Source organism: Pseudomonas sp. GW456-E7 (genome assembly GCF_059424105.1).
Genome location: NZ_JBWKZB010000009.1, coordinates 20,306 through 37,401, shown reverse-complemented (window position 1 = coordinate 37,401; position 17,096 = coordinate 20,306). Strand labels below are relative to the sequence as shown.

Here is a 17,096-nt window from a genome sequence, read left to right as displayed (position 1 = left end):
CTCGCTATAAGGTGCATTTGCTATGGGCAAGACACTGCTTAAGGTGATTTCCAGTCTGTTTGTTGTACCGCTGACCTTTCATGCCTACGCCGCACAAGGGGACGAGAGCAATACGCTGCGGCTGTACAACTGGGCGGATTACATCGGTGAAAAAACCATCGCCGATTTCGAAAAGGCCACCGGTATCAAGGTGGTCTACGACACCTTCGACTCCTATGAAACGGTACAGGCCAAGTTGCTCACCGGCCATTCCGGTTATGACCTGATCGTGTTGAACGCCTCACTCGCGCCCCCTCTGATCAAGGCCAAGGTGTTCCAGCCGCTGGACAAAAAACAGCTGCCGGGCTGGAGCAACCTCGACCCGCAAATCCTCGAGGATCTGCAAGGCTATGACCCCGGCACCCAGTACTCGGCGCCCTACACCTGGGGCAGCAACGGCGTGACCTACAACGTCGACAAGATCAAGGAGCGCATGCCGGACGCGCCGATCGGTTCGCTGGCGATGATCTTCGATCCGAAGATCGTCTCGCGCTTCGCCGACTGTGGCGTGACCCTGCTCGATGCGCCGACCGAAGTCATCCCCATGGCCTTGACGTACCTGGGACGCGACCCCACAAGCGCGGCCCCGGAGGACCTGAAAGCCGCCCAGGACCTGCTGCTGTCCGTGCGGCCTTACGTGCGCAAATTCGACTCGGTCAATTACCTGACCAGCCTGCCCAACGGCGATGTGTGCATGGCCATGACCTGGTCCGGCGACTACGCCACGGCCATGGCCCGCGCCGCAGAGGCCAAGAAGCAGATCAACCTGGCGTACTTCATTCCCAAGGAAGGCTCGCTGATCTGGTTCGACAACCTGTACATCCCGGCCGATGCGACGCACGTCGCCAATGCGCACAAATTCCTGGAATACCTGATGCAGCCGCAGGTGATGGCGGATGTGAGTGACTACATCAATTACGCCAACAGTAACGCGGCGGCCACGCCCCTGTTGAACGCCGCAGTGCGCGACAACCCGGCGATCTACCCCGATGCACAGACCCGCAAGCGCCTGTTCCCGCAGAAGACCCAGGACGCCAAGGACATGCGGGCGATTACCCGGGTCTGGAGCACCGTGAAAAGCGGCATCTGATTTGTTCGATCGTGAGTCATTTCGGTTAGAGGTTCATTTATGGCGACGCCAACACGCAGCGTTTTCTCCCCAGCGGACGAGTCCCGGCTGGTCAAGGCCGACAAGGCCCATCACATGCACGGCTACCACATGTTCGACGAACACGCCGAACAAGGCTCGTTGAACATCGTTGCCGGCGATGGCGCCTACATCTACGACACCCAGGGCAACCGCTTTCTCGATGCGGTGGGCGGCATGTGGTGCACCAACATCGGCCTGGGCCGCGAGGAAATGGCCGAGGCCATCGCCGACCAGGTGCGCCAGCTGGCCTATTCGAATCCGTTTTCCGACATGTCGAACAACGTCGCCATCCAGCTGTGCGAAAAACTCGCCAGCCTGGCCCCCGGCGACCTCGACCATGTGTTCCTGACCACCGGCGGCTCCACCGCCGTGGACACCGCGTACCGGCTGATCCAGTACTACCAGAACTGCCGCGGCAAGCCGGAAAAGAAACACGTCATCGCCAGGTTCAACGCCTATCACGGCTCCACCACCCTGACCATGTCGATCGGCAACAAGGCCGCCGACCGGGTGCCGGAGTTCGATTACGCCAACCCGCTGATCCACCACGTCTCCAACCCCAACCCGTACCGCGCGCCCGACGGCATGGACGAGGCGCAGTTCCTCGAGTTCCTGGTCAAGGAGTTCGAAGACAAGATCCTGGCCATCGGCGCGGACAAGGTCGCCGCTTTCTTTGCCGAGCCGATCATGGGCTCGGGCGGGGTGATCATTCCGCCCCGGGGTTATCTCAAGCGCATGTGGGACGTCTGCCAGCGCTACGACATCCTGTTCGTCGCCGACGAAGTGGTGACCTCGTTCGGGCGCCTGGGCAAGTTCTTCGCTTCCCGGGATGTGTTCGACGTGCAGCCCGACATCATCACCACCGCCAAGGGCTTGACCTCGGCCTACCTGCCGCTGGGCGCGTGCATCTTTTCCGAGCGCATCTGGAAAGTCATCGCCGAGCCGGGCAAGGGCCGCTGCTTCACCCACGGCTTCACCTACAGCGGCCACCCGGTGTGCTGCACGGCGGCGCTGAAGAACATCGAAATCATCGAGCGGGAAAACCTGCTGGCCCATGTCGACACGGTGGGCGCTTATCTGGAAGAGCGCCTGGCAACCCTGCGCGACTTGCCGCTGGTGGGGGATGTGCGCTGCCAGAAACTCATGGCCTGCGTGGAGTTCGTCGCCGATAAACACACCAAGGCGCTGTTCCCCGACGAGATCAACATTGGCGAGAAGATCCACGTGCGGGCACAGGCCCGGGGTTTGCTGGTGCGGCCGATCATGCACCTCAACGTGATGTCGCCACCGCTGATCCTGACGTTTGCCCAGGTCGATGAGATCGTCGAGACCTTGCGCGATTGCATTGTCGAAGTGGCCGCTGAGCTTCAGGCCAGCGGTCAGTATGGCGGCCAATGAACTCGCTAAACAGGCTTTTACCAAGGGCCTGCGCACCCGCTAGACTGCGGGGCATGAGCAAACCAGACGACGATACGCTGATCGCGATGCCCTTCGGGGCATTGCACAAATGGCATGGGGGAATGCGCGAGGCATTCGCCCATGTCGATGAGCCCGACGCCCTGCAGTACCTGGCGTCAGCGTTGGCGCAGCTGGTGTCCATCGAGTCGATGATGATCAGCCTGGAGCGCAAGGACCGCGCACCACAGCTGCTGCATCAGCGCGGGATTGCCCAGGAGTATCAGGTCTCGATTCTTGAGCGCTATTTTTCCGGGGGGTATTTGCTCGACCCCTTCTGCCTGGCGGTGGAGCAGGGGTTGGCGCAAGGGTTCTATCACCTGGAGGAAATCGCCCCGGACAACTTCTTCGACAGTGACTACTACAAATCCTATTACCTGAAGGCGGGCTGTTCGGAAGACAGCTACTACATCGTCGATACCGGCAATGACACGAAGATTTCCGTCAGCCTCTATCAGGGTTTCGGTGGTGAGTGTCTGAGCGACGAACAGTTGAACCTGCTGCGAGCCGTCGAACCGCTGGTGCGTGAATTCATCAGCGAATTCAGCCAGCGTGGACTGCTGCGCAGTGCCGGGATCGAGCGTGATGACGAGCAAGGCCTGCGCGACGATCTCAAGCATCGCGTGCAGGCGGCGTTCGAGAACTTCGGTTGTGAGTTGCTCACCGAACGCGAGCGGGAAGTGGCGCACATGGTATTGCGCGGGCATTCGGTGAAGTCCACGGCCAGCCAGATGAACATCTCGCCGGAAACCGTGCGCATGCACCGCAAGAACCTGTACCTGAAACTGGAGGTGGGTTCGCAGTCGGAGTTGTTTGCGCTGTTTATCGAGTGGTTGCGCAGGCATTGATCACCTGACACACCGATAACCCTGTAGGAGCGAGCTTGCTCGCGAAGAACGTCCAGACGACGCGTACTGTCAGACCGCCCGCGTTATCGTTGGCCTCCATCGCGAGCAGGCTCGCTCGTACAGGGTTGGTCAGCGCGCCCGCAACCGTCGCCCGACCACATCCAGCACATCACAGCCATCGCGCAAGGGGATGGCGCAGAGCAATGAAAAGTCGCTGAGGATGAAGGATTCGCACTCGATCGAGCCGCGCATGGACAGGTTTTCCAGCACTTGGGTGACGACGCGAATTCGGTAGTTGGCGGCGTCCATCAGGATGTCGAGCGGTGCGTGGGTGTCGACGAAGAGGGTGGGCATTTCACTGCAATTGCTGGTGAGCGCCATGAAGCGGTTGTTGGGGTGTGGGGTTGGTTTTTCGTAGGGTGGATCGGGATGAATGGTTTTCATGCTTTCTAACTCTAGGAAAGGAAAATCGAAGCTACCGAAAGCCTTCCTACGGGCTAGGGTGGCAGCCATGTACGGGGTAGGAATATCGAGTCCCTAGCACCTCGACCACGCCGAAGCGTGCCCGTACATAGCCGCCGCAGCTGATCTTACGGACGCATTTCAACGGCCGCAAACCAGGTAATTGGCGCCAACGTGGTACTAGGGAAACTGGAGGTTCCTACACCCCGCCACTGAAATTCAGTGACCACCAAAGACTATCGATTGAGCACCTTTCAAACCAGTTCATGCAGATCGCCACAATTCGAAGGAAATCTCCGAAGACCTTGCCCGGAAATGTCCTAGGACCTGTGGAACTTGTATCCGCAAAACGGGGGGAGTGAGTTGTGGGTGAGGCACAACGGGCATGACCGAAGCCTAGGAAAAACAGAAATGTCCTACGCCAATTGACGCCTGGATCACCTCAACCCTGTGGGAGCCAGTGAGCACAAAATTGAAGTTCGACAGAGAACGAACTGTGGGAGCGAGCTTGCTCGCGATGGCGGACTGTCAGGCACTATTGATGTTGACTGACACTCCCTCATCGCGAGCAAGCTCGCTCCCACAGGGGGTGGCGGTTGACCACGAGATCTGTGGTCAACCGGGGTTTCTGATCAATCTTCGCGTTTGACCACCAGGGTCAAAATGTCATAACTGGCCACCAGCTCACCCAACTGGTTGGTGACCTCCACATCCCACGCCACCACCCCTTGCGGTACCCCCTGCGGGCTCTTCTTGCCCTGGTCGATCTTGCGTTTGCAGGTCAGGCGCGCCTGGATGGTGTCGCCGATGCCCACCGGGTTGATGAAGCGCAGGGTGTCCAGGCCGTAGTTGGCCAGCACCGGGCCGACGCCGGGGGAGACGAACAACCCGGCGGCTGCCGACAGCACGAAGTAACCGTGGGCGATGCGCTTGCCGAATTGCGATTCCTTGGCCGCGATGTCGTCGAAGTGCATGTAGAAATGGTCGCCCGACAGGCAGCCGAAGTTCACCAGGTCCGCTTCGGTGACGGTGCGGCGGTGAGTCAGCAGCGACTCGCCGATCTGCAGGTCCTGGAAATGGCGACGGAACGGATGCACGTCGGTTTCGATGACCTTGGCGCCGCGCACGTATTCGCCGGTGACCGCCGCCAGCATGGTTGGCGAACCTTGCACCGCCGCACGTTGCAGGTAGTGTTTCACCGCGCGCAGGCCGCCGAGTTCTTCACCGCCGCCGGCGCGGCCCGGGCCGCCGTGCTTGAGTTGTGGCAGCGGCGAGCCGTGACCGGTGGATTCACCGGCGCAGTGGCGATCCAGCACCAGCAGGCGCCCGTGCCAGGCTGCGGCTACCGGAATCGCCTTGGCAGCGATCTGCGGATCCTTGGTTACCAGGCTGGCCACCAGGCTGCCTTTGCCGCGCGCGGCCAGGGCCAGGGCTTCGTCAAGATCGTCGTAGGCCATCAGGGTGCTGACCGGGCCGAACGCTTCGATGTCATGGGCACCGCCCTCGGCATGCGGGTCACGGGCCTGCAACAGGGTCGGGGCGAAGAACGCGCCTTTGTCGACATGTTCACCGCGCGGTTCGAAACCGTCGCGGGCGCCGAACAGCATGTCGCCGCTCTGCAACAGGGCTTCCAGGCGCTCGGCCACGTCCTTCTGCTGGTCGTGGGAAGCCAGTGCGCCCATGCGCACGCCTTCCACCGACGGGTCGCCGACCACCACTTTGGCCAGGCGATCACGCAGACGGGTAGCGACGGCGTCGATGTGTTTGGCCGGCACGATGGCGCGGCGGATGGCGGTGCATTTCTGCCCGGCCTTGGTGGTCATTTCCCGGGCGACTTCCTTGATGAACAGCTCGAACTCTTCGTCGTCCGGGGTCACGTCCGGGGCGAGGATCGCGCAGTTCAGCGAGTCGGCTTCGGCGGTGAACGGCACCGAGTTGCGGATCAGGTTCGGGTTGACCCGCAGCTTGGCTGCGGTGTCGGCGGAACCGGTGAAGGTCACCACGTCCTGGCCCTGCAGGCGGTCAAGCAGGTCGCCGGTGCCGCCGATGATCAGTTGCAGGCTGCCCGCCGGCAGCAGGCCGGATTCATCCATCAGGCGCACCACGGCTTCGGTCAGGTAGCTGGTGGCGCTGGCCGGTTTGACGATGCACGGCATGCCGGCGAGGAAGCTCGGCGCGAACTTCTCCAGCATGCCCCAGATCGGGAAGTTGAAGGCATTGATATGCACGGCCACGCCACCGCGCGGCACGAGGATGTGGGTACCGGCGAAGGTGCCCATTTTGCTCAGTTGCAGCGCCGGACCTTCGTGGACGACGTTGCCCGACGGCAGTTCCCGCGAACCGAGGCTGGCGTAGGTGAACAGTGTGCTGTTGCCGCCTTCGATGTCGATCCAGCTGTCGGCACGGGTCGCGCCGCTGTGGTGGGAGATCGCGTAGAGCTGTTCCTTGCGCTCGCTCAGGTACAGGGCCAGGGCCTTGAGACGCTGGGCGCGCTGCTGGAAGTCCAGCGCCATCAAGCCGCTGATGCCCTGGCGACGGCCGTGCTCGATGGCTTCGGCGAAGTCCGGGCGTTCTTCATGGGTACGGAAGATTTCATGGCCGTCGATGGCGCTGCGCAGGATTTGTGCGCCGTGTTGGCCGATCCAGCGGCCGGCGATGAAGCTTTGCAGAGTTGCAGGTGAAGAGGGCATCACGATTGCTCCAGGTGATGAAGGGTTGTGGCGCGGCCGCGACCGCGCCCTTTCGGAATTACCAAAGCGCCAAGGTGTAGCCGACGATCAAGCGGTTCTCATCGAGGTCGGTCGTCAAGCCATTGCCGGAACGGAAGGTCACGTTGCGCCAGCGCAGGCTGACGTTCTTGAGCACACCGCTCTGGATGACGTAGCTGATATCGGTGTCACGCTCCCATTCGCGACCGTTGTCGACGCTGCCCGCCTGGACGTGGCGGCCGTCGGTGTAGCGGGTCATGAAGGTCAGGCCGGGAATGCCTTGCGCCGCGAAGTCATAGTCGTAACGCAGCTGCCAGGAATCCTCCTCGGCGCGGGTAAAGGTGTTGAACGTCACGAGGTTGACCACATAGGGGTCACCGCCGTTGAGGAACGGAAAGGCGCTGTCGCCGGACAGTTGCTGGTAGGCGGCACTGACCTTGTGGGCACCGTGGGACAGCGTGAACATGCTGTTGAAGTTACGGTTGTCGATACGCCCGGCCCGCTCGGCGCCGTCGCCCCGACTGTCGAAGTAGCGCACATCGCTGCGCAGGTTGAAGCCGTTGCCCAGCGCTTGCGTATGCAGCAGTCCGGCGAATTGCTGGCGATAGATCTGGTCGAGCTTGCCGTAGTAGTAGCTCAGGTTCAGTTGCGGACTGAACGCATAGCTGCCACCACCGAAATCGAAGTGGTCGCTGGTGGCGGCGCCGTAGCCGATGTCATCGTTGCTGGAGGAGTCCCGCAGGTTGGCCTTGGTCAGGCGTCCGGCATTCACCGTCAGGCCGTCGATTTCCTGGCTGGTGAGCAAGCCACCTTCAAAGGTCGAACCCAGCAGGCGCGTGTCGTTGTAAGTGGCCACGGGCAACAAGGGTTGCAGGGTGCCGAGCTTCAACACGCTTTTGGATACTTTCAATTTGCCGGTCAGTCCCAGTTCGCTGTACTCGTCGTCGGGCTCATGGCTCTGCGGGCCAAACGGCAGCAGCCCGGTGCCACGGCGATCCGGGCTGGAGTCGAGCTTGAGCCCCAGCTCCCCCAATGCGTCGAGACCGAAACCGAAGGTGCCGTCGGTAAATCCGGATTCGATACGCGCCGTGAAACCCTGGGCCCATTCCTCGGCCTTGGACTGCGGCGCGTTGTGCTGACGGAAGTCGCGGTTGATGTAGTGGTTGCGCATATCAATACGGGCCTTGCTGTCGCCGATGAAGTCGGCCATGGCGCTGGGGGCGAACATGGGCAGGCTTAATGCGGCGGCCAGCGAAAACAGCGATTCACGAGGTGCGTTACGTGCGGGCTTCATTATTTTTATTCCCTGCCAATATTCAGTGTTTGCTGGCGCCGGTGGCACCGATGCCGGTCATCGAACGGATGAACTGCGCCAGATAACGACCGCGCTCAAGGGCTGCACGGGGCGAGGTGTCGGTGACGGAAAACAGCCATGCACTGAAGAACGCCAGGCTCATGGAAAACAGCGCCGGGTTGGAGTACGGGAACAGCGCCTTGTCGTGATGCATCACGTTGACCCACACCGCCGGGCTCAGCACCAGCAGGACAATCGCCGAGACCAGGCCGGACAGGCTGCCGAGGACGGCGCCGCGGGTGGTCAGGCCTTTCCAGTACATCGAGAGGAATAGCACCGGGAAATTCACCGACGCGGCGATGGCCAGCACCAGGCCCGAGAGGAAGGCAATGTTCTGCGACTCGAACAGCAGGCCGAGGATGATCGCCAGCACACCGATGCACAGGGTGGCGATTCGCGATACGCGCATTTCCTGTTGTTCCGTGGCCTGGCCTTTGCGCATCACGCAGGCATACAGGTCATGGGACACCGCCGAGGCGCCGGACAGTGCCAGCCCGGCAACCACCGCCAGAATGGTGGCGAAGGCGACCGCCGAGATGAAACCGAGGAACAGGTTGCCGCCTACCGCCTGGGCCAGGTGCACGGCGATCATGTTGCCGCCGCCGATGATCGCACCGCTGGCGTCACGGAACGCCGGATCGGTGCCGACCATGACGATGGCGCCGAAGCCGACGATGATCAGCAGCAAGTAGAAGTAGCCGATGAAACCGGTGGCGTAGAACACGCTTTTACGCGCTTCCTTGGCATCGCTGACGGTGAAGAAACGCATCAGGATATGCGGCAGGCCGGCGGTGCCGAACATCATGCCAAGCCCTAAGGAAATCGCATCGACCGGATTGGACAGCAAGCCGCCGGGGGCCATGATCGCGTTGCCTTTGGCATGCACGGCGGTGGCGCCGGCAAACATGGCCTCGGTGCTGAAGCCGAAGTGCTTGAGCACCATGAACGCCATGAAGCTGGTGCCGAACAACAGCATCACCGCCTTGATGATCTGCACCCAGGTGGTGGCGAGCATGCCGCCGAAGGTGACGTAGAACACCATCAGCACGCCGACCAGCATCACCGCATAGAGGTAGTCGATACCGAACAGCAACTCGATCAGCTTGCCGGCGCCGACCATCTGCGCCACCAGGTACATCAGCGCCACGGTCAGGGTGCCGAAGGCCGAGGTCAGCCGCACCGGGGTCTGTTCCAGGCGATAGGACACCACGTCGGCAAAGGTATATTTGCCGAGGTTACGCAGGCGTTCGGCAATCAGGAACAGGATGATCGGCCAGCCGGCCAGCACGCCCAATGCGTAGAGCAGTCCGTCGTAGCCATTGAGGAACATCATTGCGGAGATGCCGAGGAACGAGGCGGCCGAGATCATGTCGCCGGCAATCGCCAGACCGTTCTGGAAACCGGTCATGCCGCCACCGGCGGTGTAGAAGTCGGCGGCGGAACGGGTGCGAAGTGCCGCCCAGCGCGTGACGCCGAGGGTGAACAGGACGAACACCAGGAACATGCCGATGGCGTTCCAGTTCAGCGGCCGGGAGACGCCGTCGGCGGCCACTGCCAAATCAGTGACCACCGCCAACGGCAGCAGGAACAAGGCGAGAAGTCGGCTCATTGGGCGCACTCCTGCTTGAGTTTTTCATTCAAAGGATCGATCACGTTGTTGGCGCGATAGACATAGAAACCGGTCAGCGCGAAGGCCAGCCCGACGATCACGACACCCACCAGCATGCCTACGGTGGTCACGCCGCCGCTCAGGGATTGGCCGAGGGTAGAAGGGGAGAAAGCCACCAGCAGCACGAAGCCGTAATAGATCACCAGCATGGCCAGGCTCAGTGACCAGTACAGCTTCTGTTTGCGACGAACCAGCTGGATGAAATCCGGGTGCTGGCGGATGAGTTCTATTTCCTGGGGTGTCATGACGCGCGCTCCTTTGTTGTTTTTGTTTTGGGTGAAACGGTGTAATCGGGTCTATCACCGGACCCCTGTGGGAGCGAGCCTGCTCGCGAAGACTGCTTTGGCAACACCGAAATCTTTGTTCCTTAATCTGTACTTACTTATCCAGCTCATCCAGGGCGTCCTGCAATTCCTTGCGGGCATCGGCGAGTTTGTCTTTGCGCGTGTTGATCTTGTCGGGGTCGCCTTTGCTCATGGCCTTGTCGAGGTCCGCCTGACGCTTGCTGACTTCGTGCCTGGCGTCGAGCACCTTGTTTTCCCGTTCCTTCTTCAGCGAGGCGTCGGTGCAGTTGGCTTCGACTTCGCTCAGGGCTTTTTCCAGGCCGGCCTGCTGGTCGGCGTTGCCGTGGACCTTGGCCAATTCGATCTGGTTGACGATACCTTGCTTCTTGGCGGCGCAACCGGACAGCCCCGGCGCTTCCTCGTCCGCCATCAACGGGGTGGCCAGCATGCTGCACAGGGCCAGGAGGGCGAGCGGTGAAAGAAATTTCATAAAAGCTCCATGTAAGAAGGCCAGCGGGCCGGTGTGGCAATGGCTTGTTGGAGCCCAGCGGTCCCCAGGGGTTCCCGGTGGGTACGGGGCCGGCAGCTAAAAGCCGTCAATCCCCGTTTCACGTAACGTTTCACTCAAGGCCAGGACCTGCGGGTCGCGGAAAAAAGCGTTCAGTTGCGCCGCGCGTCACGGCCCGATACCGGCCTCGGCCTGCCATTGCTCGATGTCTCGCTGCGCCAGCGTCTGCCATGAATCGCCGAGAGGCGCCGGACCTGTCGGCGGCAATCCCAGGGCTTTCAGCCAGTGCGCGAACGGGCGTTGCCGGGCCCGGTTGAAGCTGTCTGCAAGGCGAGTCGCACCGCGTTCGCCGAAACCGTCAATGGTAGCAAGCTCTTGGGCATCAAGGGTCAACCAATCCAGCAGACCGTTCAGGCGACCTGTTGCAAGAAGTTTTTCCCACGTGCCCGGACCGACATAGGGCAGCGCCAGACCCTGTTTGCCGCTGAGCCAGGTCAGGCGTGCGAGAAATTGGCCCTCACAACCCGGAGTTGGCTGCCAGCAACTCAATGAATGAAAGTCCGCTGCCGTCGGCACGTTCAGTTCGACGCGCTCGCTGCTGCGCAACACGACGTCATCGAGCCTGGGAATGGTCAGCCCGGCCAGGCTGATGGCGACCTGATCGCCCGGACGTATGTCCATTGCCCGCCAGCGTTGCAGCGAGCTGACGCTGACGTGTTTGATTTGCCGGTCATCGAGCATCACCGGGGTCAGTTCAAGTACCGGAGTGATCCGCCCGGTCCGGCCGATTTTGAAATGAACCTGGCGGACTTCGGCCAGTGCCTGGGCGAAGGGATATTTCCAGGCGATGGCCCAGTAGGGTGGCCGGACTTGCCAGCGTTCGGCGGCCGGGCGCTGGTTCTGGCGCAGGACGATGCCGTCGCTGGCAAAGGGCAGGGAGGCGCGATACCAGTGTTCGCGCCAGCGTTCGGCATCGAAGACGGAGGCGATTGGCTGGCTGTAGGCTGTGGTATTCGGGAAGCCCAGCGCCGTCAGTACTTCTGCCCGGGCAAGTGTGCCTGTCGGCCCTAGGGGCCAGTCCCAGACAAACAGGTCGATGCCGGCGGCCTGTTCGGCGCTCAGGACCTTGCGCGCCATCAGGCCCGCCACCGTGGCGCGAGCGTTGAGGCTACCGGCCCGGGCCTGCACATGATCGGTCAGGCGCCAATACAGTTCGCCTTGTACGAGCAAATCCCGAGGCTGGGATAGCTGCTGCGGGATGGCCGGAATCTGTCGTGCCGGAGCCGTCCAGTCCTGACCGCTCTCGCCGTCGCCGCGGCTGATGGCCTGAGCCAACTGACCATTACGGTAAACCAGGGTCACCGCCACCCCGTCGATTTTAGGCTGGGCCCAGACGTCCACCCGGTCACTCAGCCATTTTTCGACGGAAGGCCGATCATGAAGTTTGCCCAGGCCGGTATGGACGATGGGGTGGGGCAGCGCGCCGCGCGCAGTGCGCAAGGGGTCTGCGGGTGGGTTCAGGTTGAAGCAGTGGAGCCATTGGGTGAGTCGCGCGCGGGACTGGTCGTAGAGTTCATCGGCGACCAGTGAATGTCCCTGACGGTGATAGCTGTCGTCCCATAAGTCGATTTGATGTTGCAGTTTGTTGACTTCCTTCAGGGCGCGTTCGGATGGCCAGTCCGGGCACTCGGTGGCACTGGCATTCAGGCAGGCAAGGGTCAGTAGGGCGGCGAAAAACAGGCGCAGGTCGGGAAGCATCTTGAGCGTCCTTGCTCGGTGAGGTGTGTGAAGGCTAGGTCAGTATCTGTTGGCGCAGCGGGTGGGGTTTTTACCTAGTGTTTCTGGTGATTGTGCGGGCCTCTTCGCGGGCAAGCCCGCTCCCACAGGGTTATGAGTTAGTCAGAACACCGCCGTCTACTGTGGGAGCGGGCTTGCTCGCGAAGGCTGCGACGCGGTGTAAAGCGAATCCCCGATAAAAAACCCCGCAGGGCGCGAACCGTGCGGGGCTTCGGGTGTTGCGGGGAAGTCTTACAGGCCGGCGGCAGAACGCAGGGCGTCGGCGCGGTCGGTTTTTTCCCAGGTGAACGTGGTGAAGGTGTCGTCACCAACGGTCTTGGTTGCCGGGGTGCGACCGAAGTGGCCGTACGCAGCGGTTTCCTGGTACATCGGGTGCAGCAGGTCGAGCATGGTGGTGATCGCGTATGGACGCAGGTCGAATACTTCGCGAACCAGTTTGACGATCTTGTCGTCGCTGATCTTGCCGGTGCCGAAGGTGTTCAACGAGATCGAAGTCGGTTGAGCAACACCGATCGCGTAGGAAACCTGGATCTCGCAACGCTCGGCCAGGCCGGCGGCAACGATGTTCTTGGCCACGTAACGACCGGCGTAGGCCGCCGAACGGTCAACCTTCGATGGATCTTTACCGGAGAACGCGCCACCGCCGTGACGGGCCATGCCGCCGTAGCTGTCGACGATGATCTTGCGACCGGTCAGGCCGCAGTCACCCACCGGGCCGCCAATGATGAACTGGCCGGTCGGGTTGATGTGGAACTGGGTGTCCTTGCTCAGCAGTTCGGCAGGCAGCACGTGCTTGACGATCAACTCCATCACGCCTTCGCGCAGGTCGTTGTACGACACTTCCGGGTTGTGCTGGGTCGACAGGACGACCGCATCGATACCGACAACCTTGCCGTTTTCGTAGCGGCAGGTCACTTGCGATTTGGCATCCGGACGCAGCCAAGGCAGCAGGCCGGATTTGCGGGCTTCAGCCTGGCGCTGCACCAGCTGGTGCGAGAAGGTGATCGGTGCTGGCATCAGCACGTCGGTTTCGTTGCTGGCGTAGCCGAACATCAGGCCCTGGTCGCCAGCGCCCTGATCTTCAGGCTTGGCACGGTCAACACCCTGGTTGATGTCAGGGGACTGCTTGCCGATGATGTTCATCACGCCGCAGGTGGCGCCGTCGAAGCCGACGTCGGAGCTGGTGTAGCCGATGTCGGTGATCACGTCACGAACGATCTGCTCCAGGTCAACCCAGGCCGAAGTGGTGACTTCGCCGGCGATGATGGCCACGCCCGTTTTCACCAGAGTCTCGCACGCCACACGGGCGAACTTGTCTTCAGCAATGATGGCGTCCAGCACCGCATCAGAAATCTGGTCGGCGATTTTGTCCGGATGCCCTTCAGACACGGACTCGGAGGTGAAAAGGGAGTATTCGCTCATCTCGATGTTTTCCTGAAATTACCGATGGTGAGTGTCGCCAGCCGGTCGCTGAAAGTGGCGAACCTGGATCTGGAAACCATTACGTAAGCCTACATAGAGGCTTTCCCCGGGAACGAGTCCCGCAGCGGTGGCCCAACGGGCCAGATCGTCCTGTTCAAACCCCAGCCAGAGATCACCGCAGGCCTCCTTGGCCCAACTCTGGTTGTGGCTACATAACTCTGTCACCAACAGGCTACCGCCTGGTTGCAGCAAGTGGGCCATGTGCTTGAGCGCATCGGCCGGCGCGGCAAAATGATGCAGCACCATGTTCAGTACCACGCAATCGGCCTTGAGGCTGACGCCGTTCAATGCATCGGCCAATTGCAGGCTGACGTTAGTCAGCTTGTCGCGTTCGCAGACCTGGCGCGCCAGTTCGAGCATCGCGGTGCTGTTGTCCAGCGCCGTGACCTGCGAGAAGCGGCGCGCCAGTTCCGGCAGGAATGCGCCATCGCCGGGGCCGACTTCAATGGCCGTGGCGTCTTTGCCCAGGCTCAACTTGTCGAGCAGGGCCACCACGCTTTCGCGGTACTGCGGCAGGCCGGCGATCAGGTCTTGCTGGGCGCGAAACTTCTCCGCTACCCGTGAGAAAAAGTCCTGGCTGGCGGCTGCTCGTTGCCCGTGGACCTGGGCGATGCGCGCCTGCACATCGGCCGGCAGCGTCAGGTTGTCCACTTCTTCGAGCAGGGCTGCGTGCAATTTGCCGCCCAGCAGTTCGGTGTGGGGCAGGGCGCGACGATAAAAAATCGCATTGCCTTCGCGGCGCGTTGCCACCAGGCCGGCCTGGGCCAGTACCTTCAGGTGGTGGCTCATGCCTGACTGGCCGATGCCGAAGATCTGCGCCAGTTCCAGCACGCCAAACGAATCGTTGGCCAGTGCGCGCAAAACATTCAACCGCAGGGGATCGCCGCCAGCCTTGCACAAGGCCGCCAGCTCATCGCAATCGTCATGTTGAATGGAGGGCACGCGTAAATTCATAAGGCCGGCAGTCTAGTCACGGGTCGAAGGCATCGCAAGAGCAATATCAAAAAGTTTTGATATTGCTCGATAGATGGCACTTCTTGACGTTAGCTTCAGTCAACAAACGAACAGCGGAAAGGTTTCATCAGGCGAATACGTCGTTATCCATTGGAAAAACGCCTTCAGATGACTATCTGTCATTGCCCCGAGGCGGCCCGGTGAGGGAAAATGCTCGCCTTTTTTCCGTTTCGTTTTATTCAAGTCCCCCAGGAGAACAGCGATGCCTAGCCGTCGTGAGCGTGCCAACGCCATTCGTGCCCTCAGCATGGATGCCGTGCAAAAAGCCAACAGCGGCCATCCCGGTGCCCCAATGGGTATGGCGGATATCGCCGAGGTACTTTGGCGCGACTACCTCAAGCACAACCCGAGCAATCCATCGTTCGCCGACCGTGACCGCTTCGTGCTGTCCAACGGCCATGGCTCGATGCTGATCTACTCGCTGCTGCACCTGACCGGCTACGACCTGTCGATCGATGACCTCAAGCAGTTCCGTCAACTGCACAGCCGCACCCCGGGCCACCCGGAACTCGGCTACACCCCGGGCGTGGAAACCACCACCGGTCCACTGGGCCAGGGCCTGGCCAACGCCGTGGGTCTTGCCCTGGCTGAAAAAGTCATGGCGGCGCAGTTCAACCGTCCTGGCCACAACATCGTCGACCACCACACCTATGTGTTCCTGGGTGATGGCTGCATGATGGAAGGCATTTCCCACGAAGTCGCTTCCCTGGCCGGTACCCTGGGCCTGGGCAAGCTGATCGCCTTCTACGATGACAACGGCATCTCCATCGATGGCGAAGTCGAAGGCTGGTTCACCGACGACACGCCGAAGCGTTTCGAATCCTACAACTGGCAAGTGATCCGCAACGTCGACGGTCACGATCCGGAAGAGATCAAGACCGCGATCGACACGGCACGCAAAAGCGCGCAGCCAACCCTGATCTGCTGCAAGACCACCATCGGCTTCGGTTCGCCGAACAAGCAAGGCAAGGAAGACTGCCACGGCGCCCCGCTGGGTGACGCGGAAATCGCCCTGACCCGTGCGGCACTGAAGTGGAACCACGGCCCGTTCGAAATCCCGGCCGATATCTACGCCGAGTGGGACGCCAAGGAAGCAGGTAAGGCTGTCGAAGCCGAGTGGGACCAGCGTTTCGCTGCCTACTCCGCTGCCTTCCCGACTGAAGCCAACGAACTGGTGCGTCGCCTGAGCGGTGACCTGCCAGCCGACTTCAGCGAAAAAGCCGCGGCCTACATCGCCGAAGTGGCTGCCAAGGGTGAAACCATCGCCAGCCGTAAAGCCAGCCAGAATGCGCTGAACGCATTTGGCCCGCTGCTGCCCGAGTTCCTCGGCGGTTCGGCTGACCTGGCCGGTTCCAACCTGACCCTGTGGAAAGGTTGCAAAGGCGTTACCGCCGAAGACGCCAGCGGCAACTACATGTACTACGGCGTGCGCGAGTTCGGCATGACCGCGATCATGAACGGCGTTGCCCTGCACGGCGGCCTGGTGCCTTACGGCGCGACCTTCCTGATGTTCATGGAATACGCCCGCAACGCAGTGCGCATGTCGGCCCTGATGAAGCAGCGTGTGATCCACGTCTACACCCACGACTCCATCGGTCTGGGCGAAGACGGCCCGACTCACCAGCCAATCGAGCAACTGGCCAGCCTGCGCTGCACGCCGAACCTCGACACCTGGCGTCCAGCCGACGCCGTTGAATCGGCGGTGTGCTGGAAGTACGCGCTGGAGCGCAAGGACGGTCCTTCGGCCCTGATCTTCTCGCGCCAGAACCTGCAGCACCAAACCCGCAATGCGATTCAGATCGAAGAGATCGCGCGTGGCGGTTACGTGTTGAAGGACTGCGCGGGCGAGCCTGAGCTGATCCTGATCGCTACCGGTTCGGAAGTCGGCCTGGCTGTTCAAGCCTTCGACAAACTGACCGAGCAGGGCCGCAAGGTTCGCGTGGTTTCCATGCCGTGCACCAGCGTGTTCGATGCCCAGGACGCCGGCTACAAGCAATCGGTCCTGCCGTTGCAGGTCAGCGCCCGTATCGCCATCGAGGCTTCCCATGCGGACTACTGGTACAAGTACGTGGGCCTGGAAGGCCGCGTGATCGGCATGACCACCTACGGCGAGTCGGCGCCTGCGTCGGCCTTGTTCGAAGAGTTCGGCTTCACCCTGGAAAACATCCTGGGTCAGGCTGAAGAACTGCTGGAAGACTAAATCCGGAAATCGGGTTGTCTGAACTGACGCTATCGCGAGCAAGCTCGCTCCCACATGGACGGTGTATACCCTGTGGGAGCGAGCTTGCTCGCGATGACAATGGAACATTCAACGCTGCACTAACGG

At 61.5% G+C, this 17,096-nt stretch carries 12 protein-coding genes and 1 pseudogene; 4 read left to right on the top strand and 9 right to left on the bottom strand.

Annotated features, from left to right (window positions below; genetic code table 11):
* Nucleotides 1–22: 22 nt before the first annotated feature.
* Genes AC07YV_RS08365 through AC07YV_RS08355 form a run of 3 tightly spaced genes read left to right on the top strand, consistent with a single transcriptional unit; the run spans nucleotide 23 to nucleotide 3,492 of the window.
* Nucleotides 23–1,129, top strand: a complete 1,107-nt coding sequence (locus AC07YV_RS08365) for a polyamine ABC transporter substrate-binding protein (RefSeq protein ID WP_102699248.1) — start codon at nucleotides 23–25, stop codon at nucleotides 1,127–1,129.
* A gap of 39 nt (nucleotides 1,130–1,168) precedes the next feature.
* Entirely contained in the window at nucleotides 1,169–2,587 is a 1,419-nt protein-coding gene (locus AC07YV_RS08360) for an aminotransferase (protein WP_102699247.1), read from the top strand.
* Nucleotides 2,584–3,492 (top strand): helix-turn-helix transcriptional regulator, encoded by a 909-nt coding sequence (locus AC07YV_RS08355; RefSeq protein WP_102699246.1) that lies wholly within the window; start codon nucleotides 2,584–2,586, stop codon nucleotides 3,490–3,492. The genes AC07YV_RS08360 and AC07YV_RS08355 overlap by 4 nt, the downstream gene beginning before the upstream one ends.
* 129 nt (nucleotides 3,493–3,621) lie before the next feature.
* Here AC07YV_RS08355 and AC07YV_RS08350 read toward each other — a convergent pair whose 3' ends face one another.
* From AC07YV_RS08350 to AC07YV_RS08310, 9 genes and pseudogenes are all read right to left on the bottom strand, one after another.
* The gene (locus tag AC07YV_RS08350; RefSeq protein WP_102699245.1) at nucleotides 3,622–3,936 is read right to left on the bottom strand and encodes a hypothetical protein; all 315 of its coding nucleotides are present in this window, start codon (nucleotides 3,934–3,936) and stop codon (nucleotides 3,622–3,624) included.
* Nucleotides 3,937–4,586: 650 nt separating this feature from the next.
* Nucleotides 4,587–6,644, bottom strand: a complete 2,058-nt coding sequence (paaZ, locus tag AC07YV_RS08345) for a phenylacetic acid degradation bifunctional protein PaaZ (RefSeq protein WP_102699244.1) — start codon at nucleotides 6,642–6,644, stop codon at nucleotides 4,587–4,589.
* 58 nt (nucleotides 6,645–6,702) lie between these two features.
* Nucleotides 6,703–7,956 carry an OprD family porin gene (locus AC07YV_RS08340; RefSeq protein WP_102699243.1) on the bottom strand — a complete coding sequence of 418 codons (1,254 nt, stop codon included), beginning with the start codon at nucleotides 7,954–7,956 and terminating at the stop codon, nucleotides 6,703–6,705.
* A 22-nt stretch (nucleotides 7,957–7,978) separates the two neighbouring features.
* Nucleotides 7,979–9,625 carry a cation acetate symporter gene (locus tag AC07YV_RS08335; protein ID WP_102699242.1) on the bottom strand — a complete coding sequence of 549 codons (1,647 nt, stop codon included), beginning with the start codon at nucleotides 9,623–9,625 and terminating at the stop codon, nucleotides 7,979–7,981.
* A complete protein-coding gene (locus AC07YV_RS08330; RefSeq protein WP_102699241.1) occupies nucleotides 9,622–9,930 on the bottom strand; it encodes a DUF485 domain-containing protein in 309 nt (102 codons plus the stop codon). Before AC07YV_RS08330 ends, AC07YV_RS08335 begins: the two co-directional genes overlap by 4 nt.
* A 133-nt stretch (nucleotides 9,931–10,063) precedes the next feature.
* Nucleotides 10,064–10,459 carry a DUF1090 domain-containing protein gene (locus AC07YV_RS08325; protein WP_102699240.1) on the bottom strand — a complete coding sequence of 132 codons (396 nt, stop codon included), beginning with the start codon at nucleotides 10,457–10,459 and terminating at the stop codon, nucleotides 10,064–10,066.
* Nucleotides 10,460–10,555: 96 nt separating this feature from the next.
* Nucleotides 10,556–12,235, bottom strand: a pseudogene (gene ligB / locus AC07YV_RS08320) (NAD-dependent DNA ligase LigB).
* A 270-nt stretch (nucleotides 12,236–12,505) separates the two neighbouring features.
* The gene (gene metK / locus AC07YV_RS08315; RefSeq protein WP_007975460.1) at nucleotides 12,506–13,696 is read right to left on the bottom strand and encodes a methionine adenosyltransferase; all 1,191 of its coding nucleotides are present in this window, start codon (nucleotides 13,694–13,696) and stop codon (nucleotides 12,506–12,508) included.
* Nucleotides 13,697–13,714: 18 nt separating this feature from the next.
* Nucleotides 13,715–14,710 (bottom strand): ArsR/SmtB family transcription factor, encoded by a 996-nt coding sequence (locus AC07YV_RS08310; RefSeq protein WP_102699239.1) that lies wholly within the window; start codon nucleotides 14,708–14,710, stop codon nucleotides 13,715–13,717.
* A gap of 262 nt (nucleotides 14,711–14,972) precedes the next feature.
* Between AC07YV_RS08310 and tkt the strand changes: the two genes are divergently transcribed.
* Nucleotides 14,973–16,970, top strand: a complete 1,998-nt coding sequence (tkt, locus tag AC07YV_RS08305; RefSeq protein WP_102699238.1) for a transketolase — start codon at nucleotides 14,973–14,975, stop codon at nucleotides 16,968–16,970.
* Nucleotides 16,971–17,096: the final 126 nt, after the last annotated feature.

Coding starts and splice junctions, on each gene's coding strand:
- AC07YV_RS08355 (WP_102699246.1), top strand. CDS start 2,584: ATGAACTCGCTAAACAGGCTTTTACCAAGGGCCTGCGCACCCGCTAGA.
- paaZ (WP_102699244.1), bottom strand. CDS start 6,644: ATGCCCTCTTCACCTGCAACTCTGCAAAGCTTCATCGCCGGCCGCTGG.
- AC07YV_RS08360 (WP_102699247.1), top strand. CDS start 1,169: ATGGCGACGCCAACACGCAGCGTTTTCTCCCCAGCGGACGAGTCCCGG.
- AC07YV_RS08330 (WP_102699241.1), bottom strand. CDS start 9,930: ATGACACCCCAGGAAATAGAACTCATCCGCCAGCACCCGGATTTCATC.
- AC07YV_RS08310 (WP_102699239.1), bottom strand. CDS start 14,710: ATGAATTTACGCGTGCCCTCCATTCAACATGACGATTGCGATGAGCTG.
- metK (WP_007975460.1), bottom strand. CDS start 13,696: ATGAGCGAATACTCCCTTTTCACCTCCGAGTCCGTGTCTGAAGGGCAT.
- AC07YV_RS08365 (WP_102699248.1), top strand. CDS start 23: ATGGGCAAGACACTGCTTAAGGTGATTTCCAGTCTGTTTGTTGTACCG.
- AC07YV_RS08335 (WP_102699242.1), bottom strand. CDS start 9,625: ATGAGCCGACTTCTCGCCTTGTTCCTGCTGCCGTTGGCGGTGGTCACT.
- AC07YV_RS08350 (WP_102699245.1), bottom strand. CDS start 3,936: ATGAAAACCATTCATCCCGATCCACCCTACGAAAAACCAACCCCACAC.
- AC07YV_RS08325 (WP_102699240.1), bottom strand. CDS start 10,459: ATGAAATTTCTTTCACCGCTCGCCCTCCTGGCCCTGTGCAGCATGCTG.
- AC07YV_RS08340 (WP_102699243.1), bottom strand. CDS start 7,956: ATGAAGCCCGCACGTAACGCACCTCGTGAATCGCTGTTTTCGCTGGCC.
- tkt (WP_102699238.1), top strand. CDS start 14,973: ATGCCTAGCCGTCGTGAGCGTGCCAACGCCATTCGTGCCCTCAGCATG.